We start from the raw sequence: 21,341 nt of genomic DNA, 5'->3' as shown, positions 1-21,341 counted from the left end.
AGCATGAAATATGATCATATTTTAGTCCGTTTTGGTGAAATCTCAACAAAAGGGAAGAATAGAAAGAAATTTATTGAAAAACTAAGAAAGCACATTCGGTTCGTCTTAAAGGATTTTGAAGCATTAAAGTTTGCATCTGATAGAGACCGCATCACGATTATGCTAAACGGAGAAGACCCTGAACCGATTTCAGAGCAGCTCAAAAGTGTATTTGGTATTCAGAGCTTTAGTCTTGCGGTTAAATGTGAGACGAATCTAGATGAGATTAAAGAAGCGGCACTAACAGCGGTACAGGAAGTGTATGAACAAGGAAATACATTTAAAGTCTCAACGAAACGCTCTTATAAACAATTTGAACTTGATTCAAATGAAATGAACCGAGAAATTGGCGGACATGTTCTAAAGAATACGGAAAACTTAACGGTCAATGTGAAACAGCCGGATGTGCATTTACGCATTGAAATCAGAGAGCAAGCAACGTACATTACATTTAAAGATGTCAAAGGTGCAGGCGGACTGCCGGTCGGTTCTAGCGGAAGAGCGATGCTCATGCTTTCAGGCGGCTTTGACAGCCCAGTTGCCGGCTATCAAGCAATGAAACGCGGAATTGAAATTGAAGCTGTGCATTTCTTTAGCCCGCCGTATACAAGTGAACGTGCCAAACAAAAGGTCATTGATCTTGCAGAATGCCTGGCAGCATATGGAGGCGAAGTGAAGCTTCACATCGTACCTTTTACAAAAATTCAAGAGCTGATCCATAAACAAGTACCTGAAAACTATACGATGACATCAACAAGAAGAATGATGCTGAAAATAGCTGACAAAATAAGAGAAAAGCGCGATGCCCTTGCGATTATTACCGGAGAAAGCCTTGGTCAAGTGGCAAGTCAGACACTTGAAAGCATGTATGCTATTAACCATGTGACCAATACACCAATCATCCGCCCGCTTATTGCTGTCGATAAAAATGACATTATTGATGAAGCGAGACGAATTGGCACATACGATACAAGTATTCAGCCTTTCGAGGATTGCTGCACGATCTTTACGCCGCCGTCTCCTAAAACAAAACCAAAGCTTGAGAAGGTAGAACGCTACGAAAGCTTTGCTGATTTCGAGCCGATGCTGGACGAGGCAGTAGAGCAAATTGAAACAATTATTGTGACAAATGAAAAGAAAGCGGCAGACGAATTCGCTGATTTATTCTAAAACGAAAATTTCATAATAATTACCATAAAATCAATCGCATGAAGTCATGTGTTTCTACACATTCTATATTCACAAGGAGGTGAGAACACATGGCTCAACAAAACAGACAAAGCAGTTCTAACCAATTACTAGTACCAGGCGCTGCACAAGCTATCGACCAAATGAAGTACGAAATCGCTTCTGAATTTGGTGTAAACCTTGGTGCAGAAACTACATCTCGCGCTAACGGATCAGTTGGTGGAGAAATCACTAAGCGTCTTGTATCTTACGCTCAACAACATATGGGTGGCGGATCTTTCTAAGACACACAATTTAAAAGCTATGGCTTATGAGCGGGATCCTTCCCGCTCTTTTCTTTTTGTACATATAAATAGTTAGAATATTTTAAAAAAAGAAGACGGATGAAAAAAATTATGGCATAATACTAGGAGTAGGTCCTAATTCAAGCATTTTTCAGTTATGAGTGTTAGAATAGGTAAATTGAAACATGTTTCGTTTCATAAGAAAGAGGCTAAAAGGAGCTGTACCATGAAAAGAGAAGACTTAATTGCACCAGAACAATATAACTTAGTCAGCGAGATTGAAGCGTTCAGTCATGACAAGGAGAAAATGGCCCTGCACTGGCAGGACGGCAATGGCCACGAAGCGCATGTGACGTATGCAGCATTAGTGGAAGAGGCAAATAAAATTGGACATGTTTTATTAAAAGCAGGCTTCAAAAAAGGCGATAAAATCATTGTGATGGTGCCGCGCATGCTCGAGGCATACAGCATTTATTTAGCGATTTTGAAAACAGGAATGGTCGTGATTCCTTGTTCAGAAATGCTGCGTGCAAAAGATATAGATTATCGAATTGAACATGCAGAAGCAAAGGGAGCGATCGTTTACTCTTCATTCATTCAATCGTTCGACGGAACCAAACAGCCAAACGATTTTAAAACATTCTCAATCGGTGAAAACGATCATGGCTGGAGAAACATTCTAGCGCAAAAAGAAGAGCAATCAAACGAACTTGAATTGGCAGATACAAAGCGCACAGACATGGCGTTTTTATCCTACACATCAGGTACAACAGGGAATCCAAAAGGGGTTGTTCATACACACGGATGGGCGTATGCACATTTACGCACAGCTGCAAAAGCATGGCTCTCCATTAATGAAGGAGATAAAGTATGGGCAACAGCAGGACCAGGCTGGCAAAAATGGGTGTGGAGTCCCCTCTTATCTGTGTTAGGAAGTGGAGCAGAAGGCTTTGTGTATGGAGGAAAATTCAATCCAAATACATACTTAGAGCTGCTTCAAAAAAATGAAATCAATGTCCTATGCTGTACACCGACAGAATACCGCTTTATGGCAAAAGTAGATGATTTGAGTCAGTACAAGCTGCCAAATCTGCATAGTGCTGTTTCTGCGGGAGAGCCGCTGAACCGTGAAGTCATTGATACATTCAAAAAGCATTTCGATATAGAAGTACGAGACGGCTATGGCCAAACTGAAAGCACACTGCTCGTAGGGGTGCTAAAAGGAATGGACATCAAGCCAGGCAGTATGGGAAAACCAACCCCTGGCAACGAAGTAGACATCATTGATGAGGATGGAAACGTCTGCGCACCTGGAGAAATTGGTGACATTGCGGTCCATCTTGAAACGCCGGCTTTATTTAAGGAATACTACAAAGACGAAGAGCGTACAAAGGCGCAGCGCCGCGGCAATTACTTTATTACGGGTGACCGCGCGAAAAAAGACGAAGATGGGTACTTCTGGTTTGAAAGCCGCAGAGATGACATCATTGTCAGCTCAGGCTATACGATTGGACCGTTTGAAGTAGAAGATGCGCTGATCAAGCATCCAGCAGTGAAGGAATGTGCAGTTGTGGCGAGCCCAGATGAAATCAGAGGATCAATCGTGAAAGCATACGTCGTCCTTCGTGATGGAACTGATCAAAGTGATGAACTGATCAAAGAGCTGCAAACACATGTGAAAAACACAACAGCACCGTACAAATACCCAAGAGAAATCGAATTCATTGACGAACTGCCAAAAACACCGTCAGCGAAAATTCGCCGTGTAGAGCTGAGAGAAAGAGAGCTTGCACGAAAAGGTCAATCATAAAGAAGCGAGAAGCGTTCGGATGGAAGCATCCGGCGCTTTTTTTGTATGAAATATCAAATTCGTTGAAAGCGGGCATGATGTTATATGTTAAAATGTGTAGGAATTACTGAAAAAGGAGAATGTTAGTAGATGTCCATTGCAATCATTCATGGAATTGTGCTTGCCTTTGGTCTTATTTTACCTTTGGGCGCTCAAAATGTATTTGTATTTCAACAAGGAGCGCTGCAGCCTCGATTATATCGGGCTATGCCTGTTGTCATCACGGCTGCTCTTTGTGACACACTTTTAATTGCTTTAGCTGTCATAGGTGTTTCTGTTGTGGTGTTTACCATTCCAGTGCTGCAAATTGGTCTTTATATCATTGGTTTTTGTTTTTTAGTTTATATGGGATGGTCTGTATGGAACACAAGCTCATCATCAGGTGATCAAGAGAAGCAGAAATTAATGCCTGCAAGAAAACAAATTGTATTTGCCTGTTCAGTTTCTCTTTTAAATCCCCATGCGATTCTCGATACAATTGGTGTCATTGGTATGAATTCGCTGCAATATAGCGGGGCAGAAAAGCTGGCGTTTACACTTGCCTGTATCATCGTGTCCTGGTTATGGTTTATGGGGCTCGCCCTTTTAGGGAAGATATTAGGAAAGTTAGATACAAACGGCAAATGGATGAACCGTATCAATAAGGCTTCGGCGGTCATGATCTGGCTGGTAGCGTTATACATTGCGTATCAATTGATTGTGTAAGGTACATGAGAATCGAACAAAGAAGCGTTTGGATGTAATGATCCTGCGCTTTTTTTTGTCAAGTTGGAAGTGCAGCAGCCCAATCCTGCATGAGCGTAGCGCTCATGCTTTTTCATTGGGTCATTTTTTGAATATCGTTTGATTTAATAGACGGAGAGCTTGTACGATATCATCCATTTGTTCTATATCTGAGGAAGATAGGCTGTCTATTAGCACCCTTTCGATATGCTGGAAGGCTTCGTTCATACAGGCACGGCCTTTGTCAGAAAGTATAATGACATGCTTTCGTTTGTCATTACGGTCTTCTTCTCTAACAATGAATTGTTTTTCGTGCAGCTTTTTCAGTTCTCTGCTGACATTTGGAAGAGACATATGCTGGCAGTCTGCGATTTCACTAGGGGTAAGCGGTTCGCTGACCGCTAGCTGCTCTAAAATCAAATATTGTAAGGGTGTTAATTCTGGTGGTTTGACTTTGCTCATCAAGTCATGTTTTAACTCTGAAAAAGTAGAAGCAAATGCGACGAATTCCTTGAAGAAATGTGGATGTTGCATGATGATCACCTCCTCCGTAACATACCAAATTTATTATCAAAAAACAATTATCATTTGACAACTAGTTGGGTGGGGTGTATTGTTTTGTTATCAAATGATAACTAAAGGAGAAAAATATGAATGTACTCATTATCTATACTCATCCTCATCACAATAGTTTAAATGGTGCTTTTTTAAAAGAAATTGTAAGAGGCAGTGAAGATAATCCAATCGTTCAAGAAGTGAAAATCATCGATTTATATCAAGAAAAATTTGATCCTGTGCTTGTTTTTAATGAAGAGAAAAAAAGACGAGATATGCATAAGGACCCTGATATTCAGGTGTATCAGGATAAGATCAAGTGGGCAGACAAAATCGTGTTCGTTTATCCCATTTGGTGGGGGCGGCCGCCAGCTATGCTCCTTGGCTTTATTGACCGCATGTTTGCTGCGAATTTCGCCTATCGCCAAACAGGCGGTCTGCTACCAGAAGGATTATTAAAAGGGAAAAGCGCCGTTTGTGTATCGACAATGCAAGGACCAACCAACTACCCTTTGTTCTTTTTACAAAATGCGCACAAGATGTTAATGAAACGAGCTCTCTTACAATATGTCGGAATCAAACCTGTGAAGTTCTTTGAGTTTGGGATGATGGAAAGTCCAAAAGGGAAGCGTGACATCAAATTAAAACGCACATACAACTATTTCAGAAACACCAGCTCTTAACATATTGGAGCAAGTCACTTTTCTTCTAATTTGATCCTTTTCTGTTTTAAAATAACATTGAGGCGGGGTCACTCATCCTCGTCATTTGAAAAGGGGGATATGGATGAAGAAAACATTGTTTAAAGATGCAGCTCTCTTAACACTGGATCCATCTTTAGGTTTTTTTGAAAAGGGAGATTTATTAATTGAAGGGAAACATATTTTAGAAGTTGGACCTTCAATTGATGTAAGTGATGCAGACATCGTTGATGCATCTGATATGGTCATCATGCCAGGTCTTGTAGATACACATCGGCATGTGTGGCAGTCTGTCATCCGGGGCATAGGGACGGATTGGTCTTTGCAGACATATTTGAGCAAAATCTATTATGGCAACTATGGAGCGATGAGACGCCCATCCGACGATCGAATCGCCAATTATTTAGGGGCATTAGAGGCTTTAGATGCAGGCGTGACCACATTTTTAGACTGGACGATGATCAATTCAATGGATCATACAGAAGAGCTCATTGAAGGATTAAAAGATGCGGGCATACGAGCTGTTTTTGCTTTTGGTTCCTCTGGAGATGCTGAATATTGGGATAGAGAGAGTACGCTCACCAATATGGAGGACGCAGCACGTGTGAAAAAAGCGCATTTTCAATCATCAGATCAGCTTTTAACAATGGGAGTTGCGATTCGTGGTCCAGAGTTTTCTTCATGGGAGACGTCGGTATTTGAAATTGAAACAGCCCGGTCTCTAGATGCTCTATGCAGTATGCACATTGGCTTTGGGAATTGGGGAGCGGAGGATCGATCGATTGAGCGGCTTCACAAAGCAGGGTTACTCGGGCCGGATTTGAACATGGTGCATATTAATGCAATCGATGCGGATCAAATGAAGATGCTGGCAGACAGCGGAAGCTCCATATCCATTACACCTGAAATTGAAATGATGATGGGTCACGGTTATCCTGTCACAGGACTTGCGATTGAACAAGGTGTTCTTCCAACACTCGGTGTAGACGTAGTGACAGCAACAGGAGGAGATTTGTTTGCTCAAATGAAATTCGGGCTTCAGGCAGAGCGCGCGATCCAAAATCAATCGTTGTTAATGGATGGAATCATGCCGGGGCCTGAACTTGGGCTGTCAGCTTATCAAATGCTTGAAGCTGCGACGATCAATGGCGCTCGTGCATTACAGCTCGATCATAAAATTGGGTCGCTTACACCTGGGAAAGAAGCTGATTTCATTCTGATCGATCGGACAAGCATGAATCTTCTTCCGATGACAGATCCGGCTGGAGCGGTCGTCCAAACGGCACATCCTTCAAATGTTGATTCCGTTTATGTTGCTGGAAAAGCAGTGAAACAGAACGGAAAGCTTGTCGATGTGAACCTAGAAGAGGTCAAACGAAAAGCTTATGCAGCAAGAGACCATATTTTATCACACAAGTTTGAATCGACACCTTCGTAAATAAAATAACCCCATAGGCGATGCCTGTGGGGAATTGATTACAAGGATTCTTTGATGACCTTTTTATAATATTGGACAGACAGGAATCCGAAAACAGAATATAAGACAGTGTAAATCAACATGACGATAAGCATTGGAGTCCACAATTCTCCGCCGAATAAAAACCAGCCTGATTGTACAGCAAAGTAGCTGTGAAGCAATCCGACGATGAGTGGAATCCCAAAGTTAAACAGCTGTTTAAGCCGGATGCCTTTTAATAGATCTTTCTCAGTAAAACCAAGCTTACGCAAGATTGTGTAGGAGCTTTGTTCCTCTTCACTTTCATTCATTTGTTTAAAGTATAAAATACAGCCTGATGTGACAAGAAAGCTGAGACCTAAAAATCCGACCACAAACATCATTAGTCCTATTGTCTGCTTTTGCTGCTGAGCTGAAGCTAGTTGAGACATGCTGTTGTCACCTAGTTTTAAAGATGTAAACACGCGATTTGCTTGTTCAAGATTTTGATCATCTTTTATATTGACTGCGATATATTGGCTATTCTCAAGCTGCAATTTAGGATCTTTCATTTTGTCGAGCTGCTCAAAAACATCTTGACTCACGACTGCAACAGGCAGACCGCCAAAAGTGAAGTTGTAAGAAATGAGATAATCTTTCTTCATATCTATGACTTTCAAATCAAGCGGTTTCTTGATGAGAAGCTTCACATCGCCTGAGCTTTGAATCGGCATGAATTTCTTTAATAGATCACTGTAGCCGCTTAAAATCACTTCGCTTTTCTCCACATGAATATTTGGTGCATTTTTCTCGCTGATCACGGGCAGTGTCAATACGCCTGGTTTATTCTTCATATTTTTCAACTCTGTATCCATGATTTTTTTCGCATCAAAATCCGCTTGAATCACTTTGAACTGCTTTTGATCATAAGCAATATGTTTGTCAGAAAGTGCACGAGTGAAGGTTGCTGCTTCTTTTTCTGAGCCCATGACGAAATGAGCTGGGATTATCTGATTAGCGGTTTTTTCTGCTGAGTAATAGGAAATGTAGCTAAGGGCCAGCAAACCGATGGCAAGTGCAGATACGGTTGTAATAATCGTTAAAAGCAGTGCATTTGATTTTAGCCGGAACATAATGGATGACAGAGACAGGACTTCATGAATGGCGAGATAGCCATTTTTTCTTTTACGTACAATATTGGCAATGAAAGAAACAGAGCCTTTATAAAAAAGAAAGGTACCGATAATGACAGAGGCTAGAATATAAATCATGGCTAAAAGTAACTCAAGCTTCGACGTATACGAGCCGGTAAAAAGCTTAGAAGAAATATAATAGCCTGAGCTGATCAAGACAATACCGAAAACCCCAATGATGATTTCAAACACAGAGATCTTTTTCACACGCTGTTCTGTCGAAGATGTTGTTCTAAACAAAGATAAAATCGTCTGTTTTTTAATAAAACGCCTATTTCTCAGCATAATCAATCCATAGATAATGAAAAAGACAATAAGTGTTTGCAGAAGGGCCATACCTGAAAAATGTAGATTGGCGATGGCGTTAACACCAGTCACTTTAAATAACACCATCAGCATCAGCTTTGAACCGATAAAGCCGGCAATGATGCCGATAACCATGGCGGTCACGTATAGGATAAAGTTTTCTGCATTGAGCAGTCTGGCAATTTTTTGTTTCGTCATACCAATGAGCTGTAAGAGACCTATTTCTTTTCCTCTGCGCTTAATAAAAATGCTATTCGCATATAGCAGGAAAATACCGACGATCGCAATGAGCAGAACTGAAGCGGCTTTAATGGAAGCGCCGCCTTTAATGGAGCCTTTTACACCATCAAGTGCTGGTGAGTACTGCAAGGTGACAAAGGAAAAATAGAGCGCGACACTAAACACGAGAGCAAACACATATAAATAGTAATTCTTCAAATTTTTCTTCAGATTACGGAAGATGAGCTGATTAATGTTCATGCTTCACACCGCCTAAGACACCTTGCGTTTTCATAATATCCTCGAAAAACATTTTTCTTTCTAAAGCGCCTTTATTCAACTGTGTATAAATCTGTCCGTCCTTGATAAAAATGACGCGGCTTGAATAGCTGGCTGCGACAGGATCATGTGTCACCATCACAATGGTCGCTTTTCGTTTGCGATTGAAATCTTGCAGCTTGTTGAGCAGGTCAGATGCAGATTTGGAATCAAGTGCCCCTGTAGGTTCATCAGCGAAAATAAGACTTGGTTCATGAATGAAGGCACGAACCGCCGATGTCCGCTGCTTTTGTCCGCCAGAGAGTTCATTCGGGTATTTGTCTCTTAGTTCATAAATCCCCATATCTTCTGCGAGCTGCTGAAAACGTTCAAAAGCTTCTTTTTTTGGCGTTTTGGAGATGGATAAAGGCAAAAGGATGTTTTCTTTGACTGTGAGTGTATCAAGTAAATTATAATCCTGAAAAACAAAGCCAAGCTGCTTTTTTCTAAATTCAGCAAGCTGCTGATCCTTCATTTGCGTCATCTCAGCTTCTGCAATACGAATGGATCCGCTGGACACATAATCGATAGAGGACAATACGTTCAGAAGGGTTGTTTTCCCCGAGCCTGATGGCCCCATGATACTGACAAATTCCCCGGCTTCAATGGTCAAATCAATGCCGCTCAGCACCTCTTGTTTATTGAATTTATTTCCGTAGCTTTTATAAATTTTGCGAGCTTCTAAAATGTTCATTTGCTGAACCCCTTTTTCTTTTAATTGATAACTCTAGTATAAAAAGAAGCCTGCCAGACGTCCTTCGATTTGGCGAACAAAACAGACGAGCATGTGACATTGTTGTCACATGCTCGCAATATGAATAAAATCATTCTTTTTCGGAAAGATGAAGGTGAAGGTTGTACCTTGATCTATCGTGGAGTTGACCTCGATCGTCATATGAAGAGCGTCTGCTCCTTTTTTCGTTAAATAGAGGCCCATTCCCGTTGAGGCGGTGTCATTGTGATGTCTAGTTGAGGTAAAGCCTTTTTCAAAAATACGAGAGATATCTCTTGGATCAATTCCTCTGCCTTGATCTGTGATCGTCAGCATGACTTGTTCATTTATTTGCTTGCTTTCAATGACAATATCGGAAGAATGGCTGTATTTGACTGCATTTGTGAGTACTTGTCTGATCATAAAGGATAACCATTTTATATCACTTAATACGGTGCGTTCCTCCAGCGTCAGCTCAAAGCCGATTCCTTTTTGCATGCACCATGATTGGAGCGCTTTGATTTCTTTCGCTATGATGCTTTGCAGGTCCAGCTTTTCAATGAATAAATCATTTTCGATATGACGTACTCTGCTTTGGTGCAGCTGGGCATCAATTAATAAATGTATTCTGAGCCATTCATAGGTCATATTTGATTTCAGCGGTTGATCTGTTAAGCGGTCAATCATTAAGCGCATCGCTGTAAGCGGTGTTTTGACCTCATGTATCCAAGAGAGCAATTCATCTTTTTCTTCTTCGAGAGCAATTTTCTGCTCTGCTGCCATCTGCCGGTAGCGTGCGATTTGCTCTGACGTTGCATCATGGATGAGCTGCTCAAATGGGGAAGAGGGGGTTAGCCGTATTTGATGTTCAATGTCATCATCCCATTCTTTCAACCTCTCATAATAAGCCGTTTCTTTTCGGTATCGGAAAAAGAGAAAGACGATCATGAGAAACGTAGACAATAGCACAATATAAAAAAGAGAAGCGATTGGAATGGTCGTATCCAAATAAGCAACAAACAGAATGAGGAGCTGCAAACTAAGAAAGAAAAGAATCCAGCTTCTTCGTTCTTTTAAAAATGCTTGCAGCATCATTGATCATCCTTTTCCTTTGCAAGATAGCCTTGACCCACTTTTGTCTCAATGAAGGCGCCAAGGGAGATCTCGTCTAGTTTTTTTCTGAGGCGGTTGACGTTTACAGTCAGTGTGTTGTCACTGACAAACCGTTCATCCTCCCACAATGCTTGAATGAGTGATTCACGGCTGACGATGTGATTTTTATGCTGAATCAATTCCTTGAGAATAAATAACTCATTTTTTGTTAATTCAACCTCACCATGATCATTTGTTACGGTATTTTTTTCTAGGTCAATCGCAGCGCCGCACCATACCTTTAGGCTGGCCGGTTCTGCATTATAATCATGCACGCGGCGAAGAACCGCACTTATTTTGGCAATGAGCACGTCAAAATGGAAGGGCTTTTGCACAAAATCATCGGCACCGAGCTGCATTGACATGACCATATCAGCTGGATGGTCTCTTGAGGAGAGGAAGATGATTGGAACATTTGAATGATGCCGAATCATCCGGCACCAGTGAAAGCCATCGTATTTTGGCAGCTGTATATCTATAATGACGAGATCAGGCTGGACAGACGTGAATTCCTGCAGCACCTGATGGAAATCTTGAATCCCATAGACATCATAGGACCAGTTAACTAGACGTTCTTTGATTTCCTGGAAGAGGGTTGTATCATCTTCAATTAGTAAAATCTTAAACAAAATCAGCACCACACTTTTTGTATTCGCTTGTTGTCATTGTAGCGGAAAAAAGGACCTGCCGCTAGAACCAGACAAGAAAAAAGCAAGGGAAGAGGTCCCTTGCTTCAGCTTATTTACCTAAAAAGTGCTTTTTAAAGAATGATAGTTGGAATTCAAGTGTAAGTGGGTCATTAAAATAGAATTCCTCTGCATTGGCTTCATACACACGATGTTTTTTGACAGCTGGTATGGACTTGTAAATTTCACTGTTTTGATAGGAATTGTCCATTTCGCTGTTTTTACTAATGATCATATAGTCTCCAGCAAATTCAGGAATGACCTCCTGTGAAACCGCGTAGTAGCCGGCTTTTAATGCTTTTTCTTTCACTTTCTCAGGCATTTTCAGTTTCATTGCTTGATAGAGAATTTCTGTTCCGCGGCCCCATGCATCTCCAAAAACGTAAAGATCTTTTGTGCCACTTTCAAAGACAGAAACTGTTGCATCTTTACCGATTTTTGCTTTGATTTCTTTTCCAGCTTCAGCTGCGCGTTTTTTGAAATCTTTTACCCAAGCTTTTGCTTCTTTTTCTTTGTTTAAAACTTTTCCAATTTCAATGTGCTGCTGAAGGTAATCAACTTTGTTATACGTAAACAAAACGGTTGGTGCGATTTTTTTGAGTTTTTCTACATTTTTAGTATTGCTTAAGCCAATGATGACATCAGGCTTTAGCTTCATGATTTTCTCTACATTTGTATCCGATACTTCTTCCACATTTTTTAATTTCTTTTGGAAACGCGGATTCTTTTTGGACCAAGAGTCAACGCCGACAAGGTTCACACCAAGTGACATGACATTCCCTGTGTAAGAGCCGAGCACAACAACACGTTTTGGATGCGCTGGTAGCTTCACAGGTCCATTTTCAGATTGATATGTAATTTTGTCTGATGATGCTGATTGATTTCCTTTATTTGAGGAAGAGTTGCTGCTATTGCCACATGCGCTCAATGCAAGTACAAAGATGAGCATCAGAGGGAACAATATTTTCTTCATGAATGTAGACTCCTTTGAAATCGGCGCATAAGCCGGATATTGGTTGTATTAGTGATAATGATAATTATTATCACTTGGATATCATATCATAGGACTGTAGGCTGTTGTCAATGACATTTTGATAGCTGGTAATAAAAAATAAAGGGGGGATTTTCAATAAAAAAAGATCAAGGCAGCATGTGTCCTGATCTTTTTCTTATTTAAACCAGCCTTTTTCTTTTGAGCGTGTAATGGCCTCGATGCGGTTTTTCACTTCCAGCTTATCTAAAATAATGGAAATGTAGTTCCGGACAGTGCCGCTTTTGATGCTGAGTTCTTTTGCAATTTCTTTTGTGTTTTTACCGTCTGCGACGAGTTCAAGGACCGATTTCTCTCGCTCTGTTAAAGGATTTTCATCACTATATAAGTCTTCCATCAATTCAGGGGCATACACCTTTTTCCCTTTCATCACACTGCGAATCGCACTTGCCAGCTCCTCGCTTGGACTGTCTTTCAGCATGTAGCCGCTGACGCCCGCTTTTAGCGCCCTTTGGAAATAACCGGAGCGGGCAAAGGTCGTTAAAATAATGATTTTCACATCCGATCCTTTGAGCTCTTCCGCTGCATCAAGTCCGGATTTTCCTGGCATTTCAATATCCATTAAGCAAATATCAACAGGGTGTGTTTTGGCAAAATCGATGGCATCTTGGCCATTCGTCCCTTTCCCAACAACCGTCATATCTTCTTCTAAATCGAGAAGTGAACCGAGTGCACCAAGCAGCATTTGCTGATCTTCTGCGATAAAGATGTTGATCATTTCATCCCCTCCTTTTCTTTTGCTGCTGAATCATTTGGAATGCTCATAATGAGCTTTGTCCCGTCTTTTGTTTCAATACGCAGGCGGCCATTTGCAAATTCCAATCTTTCTCTTATTCCTAAAAGGCCGTGACCCTTCGTTTGAGAGGATGGATAGTCGCCTTTAAATGTTCCGTCATCTTCAACGGTGATGATGGCTTCCTTTGACTTTTGGTGAATGGTGATTTTGCAAACCGTTGCATCACTATGTTTGACGACATTTGTCACCGCCTCTTTGATGCACATGCTCACAATGTTTTCGTTCAGAAGTGAGATGTGTTTCGGTGCTTCCTTTTCATCATAAATCAATTCAATTCCAGCTGCTTCGAGAATTTGCTCGATGTTCGACATTTCCTCTTTGATTCGGATGCCTTTCATCGAGGAAACAATCTTCCGCACTTCATTGAGAGACGTTCTGGCGGTCTGCTGGACGCTTTTGAGTTCGGCACGAGCCTGTTCAGGGTCTTTATACACGAGTTTACGGGCAAGATCACTTTTTAAACCGATTAAAGAAAGCTTTTGTCCAAGGGTGTCATGCAGGTCGCGTGCAATGCGCTGCCTTTCTTCAAGCTTCACAAGATCAGCAATCCGTTCATTGGCATATTCTAATTTCTCCTCAAGCCGTTCACGTTCCTTCCTGCTTCGAATGCTGAGAGGAAGAAGAATGGCACTAATCAGGGTGATCACGACAAAAGGAATTTGTGTGAGAAACCAGCCCTTTTTTAAGATCAAACTAAAGTTCACCGCTATAGCAGCGCTCCCTAGATGAATATAGTATAAGATATAAAAAGGTACTTTTCTTTTAATATGCCCATTGAAATAGGCGATGCAAAAAGCGAAATAAATATAGCTGTAGAGCATCACATAACCAGTTGAAATAGCGATCAATAAAAGGCCGAAGACATATAATGACCAGCCTTTTGCGACAAAGGCAAAACGATACACAGCGAAAAAGACGACGTTCAAAATAATGCCGATCACAATACCTAAAGTCGAAGGTGTCTTAAGGATAAAATAGAAGGGCAGGATGAAAAAAATGGCCCATATATAGGGAGAAATCCCATGCAACTTTTGAATTTTAAACTGTTTTTTCATCCGTGTGCCACCTTTTCCGTTTTCGTTCTTTTTCCTTACTTTATCAAATTCAACTTATGGTTGCATCCTGTAAATGACAACAAGCTCCTTCTAGTGTAAGAAAGAGCTTGCACCAATTATGCATTTTTCTTTAGAATGTCTCCTTTAATGACAGGTGCGGGCATCTTCTTAGATTGCCGTGCTTCTTTAAAGGTAACGAATGCTTTCGTTTCTTCATCCCAAAGTCTAAATTTCATTGATTCAATACTTGTTTTTAAAGTGATGGTTGGAACATTTTGAAGCGGCTCACTATGATCATGTGCATGCTCCAAGTGATAATTCGGTACCCTCGGACTTAAATGATGGACATGGTGATAACCGATATTGCCTGTTAACCACTGAAGAAGCTTTGGCAATTTGTAAAAAGAACTGCCTTCTACCGCTGCCTGCACATAATTCCAATGTTCATCTGCTTCAAAGTAAGAATCCTCAAACGTATGCTGAACATAAAACAGCCATACACCAATTGATCCTGAGATCAGGAAGATTGGACCTTGGACAAGCAGGAACTCCTGCCAGCCAAAAAGAAGACACGTTGCAGCTGCTAACGCAATGATGCTCACGTTTGTGAAATACGTGTTCCAGCGCTCTTTTTTACGAGCATTTTTGACGTTGAAACGGTTTTTTAAGAGAAAGACAAAGATCGGACCTAAAATAAACATCACAAAAGGGTTACGATAAAATCTGTAGCGAAATTTCGTCCATGCTGATGCTTCTTGATATTCTTTGACTGTCAGGAGCCAAATGTCGCCAGTACCTCGTTTGTCTAAATTACTACTTGTGGCATGGTGAATCGAATGATCTCTTTGCCATTGAAGATAAGGGAAAAGGGTGAGTACGCCCGTTAAAAAACCGAACAGGTGATTCAGCGGCTTCTGTTTGAAAAAGGATTGATGGCAGCAGTCGTGAAAAATAATAAAGACACGTACTAAAAAACCAGCTGCAATAACCGCAAAGAAGAGGGTTAAAAGGTAGGAGATGTTCAGGCTATAATAGGCAAGAAACCAAAGCCCCAAAAATGGAATGAATGTATTAAAGAGTTGAATGATACTTTTTTTCGAATTAGCACCAGAGAATTGGCCCACTTGTTTTCTTAAAGTGGCTTGCTGCTGTGTGTTTGTTGAAGTCGTCATGAACGTTCAAGTCCTTTCCGTTTCTTTCTACTTCAAAGTATAGAAGGAAAGGTGTCATGCTCATAGTAGCACCCATCATGTATTCAATATGACATTTGTCATGTTTGTCACCAAAAAGGCTGATGGGATACGGTTTTTGAGCTTATTTCATCATAAATAAAAAAAGTAAAGGCGCTGGGCCTTCACTTTTTATGAACGAGCTTCATGTACTTTTAACTGCTTGCCTTTAATGGTAGTGTGGCGCATGGCATTCAGCACAAGAGGGCCTTTGCCGTTTAAAATATCGACATATGTTTTTGTATCTTGAATTGTAATAATCCCAATGTCATCAAAGGCAACGCCTTCTATTTTGGCAATGGTCCCAACGAAATCAACAGCCCTCAGCTTCTTTTTCTTCCCACCGTTAAAATAAAGCTTCATAATATCCTTCTCAACGCCTGCCTGTTTATTTTCCTTTTGAACAGGCGTTTCAATCTTTTCTTCAAAGCTTTCTACATGCTTTTCTGCTTCTTCTTTCGTTGGATAAGGCTGAGTTTGAAAGTCTATGCCGGCATCCTGCTGCAATTCATCAATGAGGGGCTTTGCATTCTTTGTCATAAACGCAATCGTTTTCCCGCTTTTCCCCGCTCTGCCTGTTCTGCCAGTTCGGTGAATATATCGTTCTTTTTCATAAGGAAGATCATAATGAATGACATGTGTCATATCACTGACATCAATTCCCCGGGCTGCTATATCTGTTGCGATCAAATAACGGAATTCACCTTTTTTAAATTCATCCATCACATCAAAGCGGTCTTCCTGTCTCATGCCGCCATGAATTTTGTCACAGGGCACATCCCATTCGTCCAGCTTCATCGTGAGTTCATTCACCCGGTCTTGTGTATTACAGAAAATAATGCAGCTATCTGGATTTTCAATGACGATCGTACGCTGTAAAAGGGAGAATTTCGATTCTTCTTCCGTTTCAATCACGGTGTGGGTGATTTGCTGTACAGACGTTTCTTCACGTGCAATCTCAATGACTTTTGGTGATTGTAAAAACTGTTCGCTCAATTTCTTCATGTCATCAGACATTGTCGCTGAAAACAGCATCGACATGCGCTTTGGCGGCAGATACTGAATAATAGAAGAGACTTGATCGATAAATCCCATGTTCAGCATCTCATCCGCTTCATCTAACACGAAAAATTTGAGATTTTCTAAAGAAAGGGTGCCTTTCTCAAGGTGATCCAAAATGCGGCCTGGTGTCCCGCACACAATATGGTTTTTCTGTGAAAGCTCTACTTTCTGCGCTTGAAAAGGGGCTTTTCCATAAATGGCTGCGGCTTTAATTCGTTTGAATCGGCCAAGGCTTGTGAGGTCTTGTTTGACCTGCATGGCGAGCTCCCGTGTCGGAACGAGGATGAGGGCTTGAGGTTTATTTTCAGCCCAATCAACCATTTCACAAATCGGCAGACCATAGGCAGCAGTCTTGCCGCTGCCAGTCTGAGATTTGACGATTAAATCCTGCTTTGAAAAAGCAACGGATAATGTCTCGTGCTGAACGGGTGTAGGTGTATGGAAGTGAAGCGCTTCTAACGCTTGTTTCAATTCATCACTTAATGGATATTGATCAAAATGTTGTAATGTCATCGTGTTCTCCTTTTCGTACATTCATACTTGTGACATCATACCATAACCATAAGGGTGAATGAAAAGCCATAAAAAAAAGCCCCGTAAAGGAGCTTTCAGCGCGCGGACAAATTCTCAAAGGAATCTGCGTTTTACTTTTTCCCAGTAAGAGTTGTCTTTTAATTTCACCGTTTTAATGACTTTTCCTGAAAGGCCAATGTCAATTTGTTTGACGTGTTTTGTGCCGAGCGCTTCGTTATCAAGCCCGATTATTGGATGATCGTTTCCATCCTGCACTACCTTCAGCGTCAGCTTGCGGTCACTGCTCAAGATAAAAGGAGCGCCTAATGTACGGTATGAGTTGTTATTCAGCGATGCAAGCTCTGTGACTTGCATACAAGGAAGCATCGGATCAACCACGGCGCCGCTCACGGATTTATTGTAAGCGGTTGAACCAGTCGGAGTGGAAATAATCATGCCGTCGCCTCTAAAAGTTTCAAAGTGGAAATCATCTATATACACATCGATCACAAATGTTTTAATAATGCTGGAGCGGATCGACAGTTCATTTAAGCAATGGAACTGGTTTGTGCTGTCAACGCTTACATCGATGATCGGGTATTTTCTCACTTCAAGCTGTTCAGTGTTCATGGCATCAATCATTTTATCAAAATGCTCTAACGAGAAATCGCAGTATAGGTGCGTATTTTCTGATTTTGATACCCCTACATACAAGCAGTCATCCCGGAAGTTTGTTTTACGTACTGCTTGAAGAAATGTGCCATCCCCGCCAATTGAAGCAATAATATGGGCATCCTCTGCACGCTTGACGACGTGAAAGCCCTGATCGGTAGCGAGCTTCTCGAGAGAAGAAATGTGTTCATCCAATTCATGATCTTTTTTGTAAAAGAAAAATACATTGCGACGATTGTCTGTCATTGACGTTCTCCCCTTTGCTGTCAAAAATAAGTTTCAATGATAAAGGGCTTACATGAAAACCCTTGCTCACATTTTACACTTTTTTCATATGAAAGTAAAAACTTTAGAAAGAACCACCTGATGATCGGATTGCTTTATGAGAAATGAGTCGATGTGAGTGATTTGAAATGGCTGAATCCTGAGCATAATTGAATAGCCGTTTTCTCATGAAAGAATGGTTTAGGTGTTTCGTTGCGGTGAAGATCTAGCCTATTAGGTGCAGGGAGAGGATAAAAAAGCCAATTTTTCGTCATGCGCATGTCTAAGTAGACGACGTAAAGTTGATCGTTATTTAAGAGAGGTGCTATCATATGCCTACATGAAATGTAAAAAAACCACAATTCCTGTGAAACATTTCGTGTGGGCATTCGTATGAATGAAGTGAGATAAAAAGGAGGAGAAAAAGATGAATGCGAAAAGATGGGTAGCACTAATTATTGCACTTGGTGTTTTCGGATTTTCAATTGTGATTAGTGTCACGATGGCCTTGTTCGATAGCTTCAATGACAATAAAATGAGCTATCAATTTGGGGATGAAATAGAAGAGAAGGTACTAGAGAATGGCAGCGGTGCAGGCAAGATTGCTGTACTTGAGATTAATGGAACCATTCAAGATAATGGCGGCGCATCTAGCCTATTAGGCGGAGAAGGTTATGATCATCGTGCATTCCTCAAGGAACTAGATAAAGCGAAAGAGGATGCTTCTGTAAAAGGTGTACTTCTGCGCGTAAACTCTCCTGGCGGCGGTGTCTATGAAAGTGCTGAAATACATAAAAAATTAGAAGAAGTGAAAAAAGCGAAGAAGCCGATTTACGTATCTATGGGTTCAATGGCAGCTTCAGGCGGCTACTACGTGTCAACTCCAGCGAAGAAAATCTTTGCTTCACCTGAAACATTAACAGGATCGTTAGGTGTCATCATGCAAAGCTTGAATTATTCAAAGCTGGCAGATAATTTGGGTATTAAATATGAAACGATTAAGAGCGGGAAATTCAAAGATATCATGTCTCCTAACCGTGATATGACAAAAGATGAGCGCAACATCATGCAAAGCATGGTCGATAACTCTTATGAAGGATTTGTCAAAGTGATCTCTGAAGGACGCGGCATGTCAAAACAGGAAGTCAAGAAAATTGCGGACGGCCGAGTATATGACGGGACACAAGCAAAATCGAACGGATTAGTCGATGAGCTTGGGTATTATGAAGATGCATTAAAAGCGATGAAGAAAAATGAAAAAGGCTTAAAAGGAGCAACAGTGGTCAGCTATTCTCAAAGCTTTGGCTGGAACTCTCTTTTCAACATGAGTGCAAGCAAGCTCTTTAAAAGCGAAATTGATTTTCTGAATTTAAAAGAAACACTGGCTGGCTCAAATGGGTCTAAACCGATGTATCTCTATTCAAAATAAAGGAGGGATCATAGATGGATTCTACATTCGATGAAGTAAGCGAAAGCCGCAGCCAAGAGGAAGAATCGAAGCCGGCCTTTGTGAAGCGCGCTTCAATTGAAGCACAGGCGTTTGCAGGTTTTTGGATTAGATTTTGGGCATTTATTCTTGATTGGCTCGTCGTCTGGGGTGTAAACCATTTGACGGTTTCTCCAATCTTTAGTCTGTTTGGCTGGTCCAAAGGAGGGGGATGGTTTTCTCCGTTTTCCGTCACAACGACGATTGTATTCCTCCTTTATTTCGCTATCATGACGAAAATCTTTCAACAAACACTTGGCAAGATGGTATTTGGGATTAAAGTGGTCTCACTTCAGCCTGAGAAGAAGCTGGCATGGGATGTTATTTTCTTTAGAGAGATTGTGGGACGCTACATTAATACGATCTTTATTCTCTATGCTATCGTTGGGTTCTCACCGAAAAAGCAAGGGGTTCATGATTACTTTGCCGATACGGTGGTCGTTCATGAACATTTATATGAAAAAACAGAATCAATCGTATAATCAGAGGAGTTTGGCCGGGTACCGGTCAAACTCTTTTTTATTGATTGGGTATAAAATCCAGAATGAGAGCCATAATCGTAGGGGAAGCATCATTTGTTATGGAGGAAGTGAGCACAGTGCTTTACGTTTGGATCGCAGCGTTTTTGTTTCTTGTGATCTTGTTGATTTTCATGAAAGTAACCATTTCGCTGGACTATTCGCATACAAACGACAATGACCACATTGCACTGAAGGTCATCACCTTATATGGATTGGTCAGACTCAAAAAAGAGATTCCGATGGTGAGGGTCAATCCAGAAGACCAAACGATTGATATTCGTGAAAAGAAAATGGAAAGCGCTAAAAATCCTGATCACGAAAAAGAATCGATGCATAAAAAAGTAGGAAAACGTGATATGAAGCAGATCCTTCATCAAATGGAGCGCATCACAAAAGAGATTGTCGATTTAAACCGGATCATGCGCAAGTTCTTCATCCACGTAAAGATTGACTCGTTTCACTGGTCGACATGGATCGGCTTTCAAGACGCCGCTTTAACAGGTGTAGCAGCCGGCGGTGTGTGGTCAGTTAAAGGAGCACTGCTTGCCTTTATGCAGGAGCATCTCACCTTTAAGCATAAACCGATATATGAAGTCATTCCGGCCTTTCAGCACAATGTGTCACAGACTCAGTTTACATGTATAGCTTATTTCCGTATTGGACATGCTATGCTTGCAGCCATTCGTTTACTTGTCCATTGGTTAAAAGGAAGAAAGGCGAGAAAAAGTGCCTCTCTTCAAGCAACGAAGAATGAATCATCTGTTTAAGGAGGAACCCGAAAATGGCAGATCATCCAATCCAAGGTCTCATGAAGACAGCGATGGAAAACTTAAAAGAAATGATAGATGTGAATACAATCATCGGCGATCCAGTCGAAACCCCTGACGGCAGTGTCATTCTCACTGTGTCAAAGGTTGGTTTTGGATTTGCAGCCGGCGGCAGTGAATTTAACGGGAACCAAAAGAAAGAAAAGCGTTCTGATGAACAGGAACGAAAAGAGCCGAGACTCCCATTTGGCGGCGGAAGCGGCGGCGGGGTGTCGATTACACCAATCGCCTTCTTAATTGTAGGAACAAACGGAGTTCGAATGCTTCATTTGGATGAACACACCCATCTGCTCGATAAAATATTGGATTCTGCTCCTCAAGCAATTGAACGTCTTCAGCACATGTTTAAGAAGGATGAGCGGGAGCACCGTCACCAAGAACGAAAACTAGATGACATAGACCTTTAAAAAGTTAGCTGCGCTGCAGTTAACTTTTTTTGCAAAATGGACGATTAGGCTTTGCAGTTTTTTGCTTTCTCTACTATGATAGAACCATACATTTGAAA

Annotated in this window: 21 protein-coding genes; 10 read left to right on the top strand and 11 right to left on the bottom strand. The window is 41.2% G+C overall.

Annotated features, from left to right (window positions below; all coding sequences use genetic code 11):
- Window positions 1-3 precede the first annotated feature (3 nt).
- The 4 genes from thiI to NSQ25_RS13360 all read left to right on the top strand — a co-directional run bounded on the left by thiI (window position 4) and on the right by NSQ25_RS13360 (window position 4,065).
- Entirely contained in the window at window positions 4-1,209 is a 1,206-nt protein-coding gene (thiI, locus tag NSQ25_RS13375) for a tRNA uracil 4-sulfurtransferase ThiI (RefSeq protein ID WP_280806383.1), read from the top strand.
- A gap of 89 nt (window positions 1,210-1,298) precedes the next feature.
- Complete coding sequence (locus NSQ25_RS13370) at window positions 1,299-1,511, top strand: alpha/beta-type small acid-soluble spore protein (protein WP_024424829.1); 213 nt, start codon at window positions 1,299-1,301, stop codon at window positions 1,509-1,511.
- Window positions 1,512-1,737: 226 nt separating this feature from the next.
- Window positions 1,738-3,321: an acyl--CoA ligase gene (locus NSQ25_RS13365; protein ID WP_076840291.1), complete on the top strand. Its 1,584-nt coding sequence runs from the start codon at window positions 1,738-1,740 to the stop codon at window positions 3,319-3,321.
- A gap of 129 nt (window positions 3,322-3,450) precedes the next feature.
- A complete protein-coding gene (locus NSQ25_RS13360; protein ID WP_326136155.1) occupies window positions 3,451-4,065 on the top strand; it encodes a LysE/ArgO family amino acid transporter in 615 nt (204 codons plus the stop codon).
- A 120-nt stretch (window positions 4,066-4,185) separates the two neighbouring features.
- On the opposite strand, the gene NSQ25_RS13355 is transcribed toward NSQ25_RS13360, so the two are convergent.
- On the bottom strand, window positions 4,186-4,617 hold the full coding sequence (locus tag NSQ25_RS13355; protein WP_087976526.1) for a MarR family transcriptional regulator: 432 nt from the start codon (window positions 4,615-4,617) through the stop codon (window positions 4,186-4,188).
- A gap of 116 nt (window positions 4,618-4,733) precedes the next feature.
- Between NSQ25_RS13355 and NSQ25_RS13350 the strand changes: the two genes are divergently transcribed.
- Window positions 4,734-5,321, top strand: coding sequence for an NAD(P)H-dependent oxidoreductase (locus NSQ25_RS13350; protein WP_326136156.1), 588 nt, complete (start codon window positions 4,734-4,736; stop codon window positions 5,319-5,321).
- A 103-nt stretch (window positions 5,322-5,424) separates the two neighbouring features.
- Window positions 5,425-6,777, top strand: coding sequence for an amidohydrolase family protein (locus NSQ25_RS13345; RefSeq protein WP_326136157.1), 1,353 nt, complete (start codon window positions 5,425-5,427; stop codon window positions 6,775-6,777).
- A gap of 38 nt (window positions 6,778-6,815) precedes the next feature.
- Here NSQ25_RS13345 and NSQ25_RS13340 read toward each other — a convergent pair whose 3' ends face one another.
- The 10 genes from NSQ25_RS13340 to NSQ25_RS13295 form a co-directional block, all read right to left on the bottom strand.
- Window positions 6,816-8,753: an ABC transporter permease gene (locus tag NSQ25_RS13340; protein ID WP_326136158.1), complete on the bottom strand. Its 1,938-nt coding sequence runs from the start codon at window positions 8,751-8,753 to the stop codon at window positions 6,816-6,818.
- Complete coding sequence (locus tag NSQ25_RS13335) at window positions 8,743-9,504, bottom strand: ABC transporter ATP-binding protein (protein WP_326136159.1); 762 nt, start codon at window positions 9,502-9,504, stop codon at window positions 8,743-8,745. Before NSQ25_RS13335 ends, NSQ25_RS13340 begins: the two co-directional genes overlap by 11 nt.
- Window positions 9,505-9,609: 105 nt before the next feature.
- Window positions 9,610-10,614, bottom strand: a complete 1,005-nt coding sequence (locus tag NSQ25_RS13330) for a sensor histidine kinase (protein ID WP_326136160.1) — start codon at window positions 10,612-10,614, stop codon at window positions 9,610-9,612.
- A complete protein-coding gene (locus NSQ25_RS13325; RefSeq protein ID WP_025092270.1) occupies window positions 10,614-11,303 on the bottom strand; it encodes a response regulator transcription factor in 690 nt (229 codons plus the stop codon). The genes NSQ25_RS13330 and NSQ25_RS13325 overlap by 1 nt, the downstream gene beginning before the upstream one ends.
- Before the next feature lie 109 nt (window positions 11,304-11,412).
- The gene (locus NSQ25_RS13320) at window positions 11,413-12,333 is read right to left on the bottom strand and encodes an iron-hydroxamate ABC transporter substrate-binding protein (RefSeq protein WP_326136161.1); all 921 of its coding nucleotides are present in this window, start codon (window positions 12,331-12,333) and stop codon (window positions 11,413-11,415) included.
- A gap of 196 nt (window positions 12,334-12,529) precedes the next feature.
- The gene (locus NSQ25_RS13315) at window positions 12,530-13,129 is read right to left on the bottom strand and encodes a response regulator transcription factor (protein WP_326136162.1); all 600 of its coding nucleotides are present in this window, start codon (window positions 13,127-13,129) and stop codon (window positions 12,530-12,532) included.
- The gene (locus tag NSQ25_RS13310) at window positions 13,126-14,262 is read right to left on the bottom strand and encodes a sensor histidine kinase (RefSeq protein ID WP_087976532.1); all 1,137 of its coding nucleotides are present in this window, start codon (window positions 14,260-14,262) and stop codon (window positions 13,126-13,128) included. The genes NSQ25_RS13315 and NSQ25_RS13310 overlap by 4 nt, the downstream gene beginning before the upstream one ends.
- A gap of 116 nt (window positions 14,263-14,378) precedes the next feature.
- Entirely contained in the window at window positions 14,379-15,434 is a 1,056-nt protein-coding gene (locus NSQ25_RS13305) for a fatty acid desaturase (RefSeq protein WP_041107238.1), read from the bottom strand.
- 189 nt (window positions 15,435-15,623) lie between these two features.
- On the bottom strand, window positions 15,624-17,066 hold the full coding sequence (locus tag NSQ25_RS13300) for a DEAD/DEAH box helicase (protein WP_281236332.1): 1,443 nt from the start codon (window positions 17,064-17,066) through the stop codon (window positions 15,624-15,626).
- Between the two features lie 114 nt (window positions 17,067-17,180).
- On the bottom strand, window positions 17,181-17,984 hold the full coding sequence (locus tag NSQ25_RS13295) for an NAD kinase (protein WP_326136163.1): 804 nt from the start codon (window positions 17,982-17,984) through the stop codon (window positions 17,181-17,183).
- 445 nt (window positions 17,985-18,429) lie between these two features.
- On the opposite strand from NSQ25_RS13295, the gene sppA reads away from it, so the two are divergent.
- From sppA to ytfJ, 4 genes are all read left to right on the top strand, one after another.
- Window positions 18,430-19,431, top strand: a complete 1,002-nt coding sequence (gene sppA / locus NSQ25_RS13290; protein WP_024424813.1) for a signal peptide peptidase SppA — start codon at window positions 18,430-18,432, stop codon at window positions 19,429-19,431.
- 14 nt (window positions 19,432-19,445) lie between these two features.
- On the top strand, window positions 19,446-19,970 hold the full coding sequence (locus NSQ25_RS13285) for an RDD family protein (protein WP_326136164.1): 525 nt from the start codon (window positions 19,446-19,448) through the stop codon (window positions 19,968-19,970).
- Window positions 19,971-20,068: 98 nt separating this feature from the next.
- Window positions 20,069-20,776 (top strand): DUF2953 domain-containing protein, encoded by a 708-nt coding sequence (locus NSQ25_RS13280; RefSeq protein ID WP_326136165.1) that lies wholly within the window; start codon window positions 20,069-20,071, stop codon window positions 20,774-20,776.
- Between the two features lie 14 nt (window positions 20,777-20,790).
- Entirely contained in the window at window positions 20,791-21,243 is a 453-nt protein-coding gene (gene ytfJ, locus NSQ25_RS13275; protein ID WP_326136166.1) for a GerW family sporulation protein, read from the top strand.
- Window positions 21,244-21,341 lie beyond the last annotated feature (98 nt).

Source organism: Bacillus sp. FSL R5-0512 (genome assembly GCF_038593295.1).
GTDB lineage: Bacteria > Bacillota > Bacilli > Bacillales > Bacillaceae > Bacillus > Bacillus safensis.
The sequence above is the reverse complement of the archived record's forward strand: the minus strand, read 5'-3'. Positions and strand labels throughout refer to the sequence as shown.

Bases quoted from the DNA above. Each gene is read 5' to 3' on its own strand.
- NSQ25_RS13300 (WP_281236332.1), bottom strand. From the start codon at position 17,066: ATGACATTACAACATTTTGATCAATATCCATTAAGTGATGAATTGAAA.
- sppA (WP_024424813.1), top strand. From the start codon at position 18,430: ATGAATGCGAAAAGATGGGTAGCACTAATTATTGCACTTGGTGTTTTC.
- NSQ25_RS13305 (WP_041107238.1), bottom strand. From the start codon at position 15,434: ATGACGACTTCAACAAACACACAGCAGCAAGCCACTTTAAGAAAACAA.
- NSQ25_RS13295 (WP_326136163.1), bottom strand. From the start codon at position 17,984: ATGACAGACAATCGTCGCAATGTATTTTTCTTTTACAAAAAAGATCAT.
- NSQ25_RS13350 (WP_326136156.1), top strand. From the start codon at position 4,734: ATGAATGTACTCATTATCTATACTCATCCTCATCACAATAGTTTAAAT.
- NSQ25_RS13365 (WP_076840291.1), top strand. From the start codon at position 1,738: ATGAAAAGAGAAGACTTAATTGCACCAGAACAATATAACTTAGTCAGC.
- thiI (WP_280806383.1), top strand. From the start codon at position 4: ATGAAATATGATCATATTTTAGTCCGTTTTGGTGAAATCTCAACAAAA.
- NSQ25_RS13310 (WP_087976532.1), bottom strand. From the start codon at position 14,262: ATGAAAAAACAGTTTAAAATTCAAAAGTTGCATGGGATTTCTCCCTAT.
- NSQ25_RS13280 (WP_326136165.1), top strand. From the start codon at position 20,069: ATGGAGGAAGTGAGCACAGTGCTTTACGTTTGGATCGCAGCGTTTTTG.
- NSQ25_RS13360 (WP_326136155.1), top strand. From the start codon at position 3,451: ATGTCCATTGCAATCATTCATGGAATTGTGCTTGCCTTTGGTCTTATT.
- NSQ25_RS13370 (WP_024424829.1), top strand. From the start codon at position 1,299: ATGGCTCAACAAAACAGACAAAGCAGTTCTAACCAATTACTAGTACCA.
- NSQ25_RS13330 (WP_326136160.1), bottom strand. From the start codon at position 10,614: ATGCTGCAAGCATTTTTAAAAGAACGAAGAAGCTGGATTCTTTTCTTT.
- NSQ25_RS13335 (WP_326136159.1), bottom strand. From the start codon at position 9,504: ATGAACATTTTAGAAGCTCGCAAAATTTATAAAAGCTACGGAAATAAA.
- NSQ25_RS13345 (WP_326136157.1), top strand. From the start codon at position 5,425: ATGAAGAAAACATTGTTTAAAGATGCAGCTCTCTTAACACTGGATCCA.
- ytfJ (WP_326136166.1), top strand. From the start codon at position 20,791: ATGGCAGATCATCCAATCCAAGGTCTCATGAAGACAGCGATGGAAAAC.
- NSQ25_RS13340 (WP_326136158.1), bottom strand. From the start codon at position 8,753: ATGAACATTAATCAGCTCATCTTCCGTAATCTGAAGAAAAATTTGAAG.
- NSQ25_RS13320 (WP_326136161.1), bottom strand. From the start codon at position 12,333: ATGAAGAAAATATTGTTCCCTCTGATGCTCATCTTTGTACTTGCATTG.
- NSQ25_RS13355 (WP_087976526.1), bottom strand. From the start codon at position 4,617: ATGCAACATCCACATTTCTTCAAGGAATTCGTCGCATTTGCTTCTACT.
- NSQ25_RS13285 (WP_326136164.1), top strand. From the start codon at position 19,446: ATGGATTCTACATTCGATGAAGTAAGCGAAAGCCGCAGCCAAGAGGAA.
- NSQ25_RS13315 (WP_326136162.1), bottom strand. From the start codon at position 13,129: ATGATCAACATCTTTATCGCAGAAGATCAGCAAATGCTGCTTGGTGCA.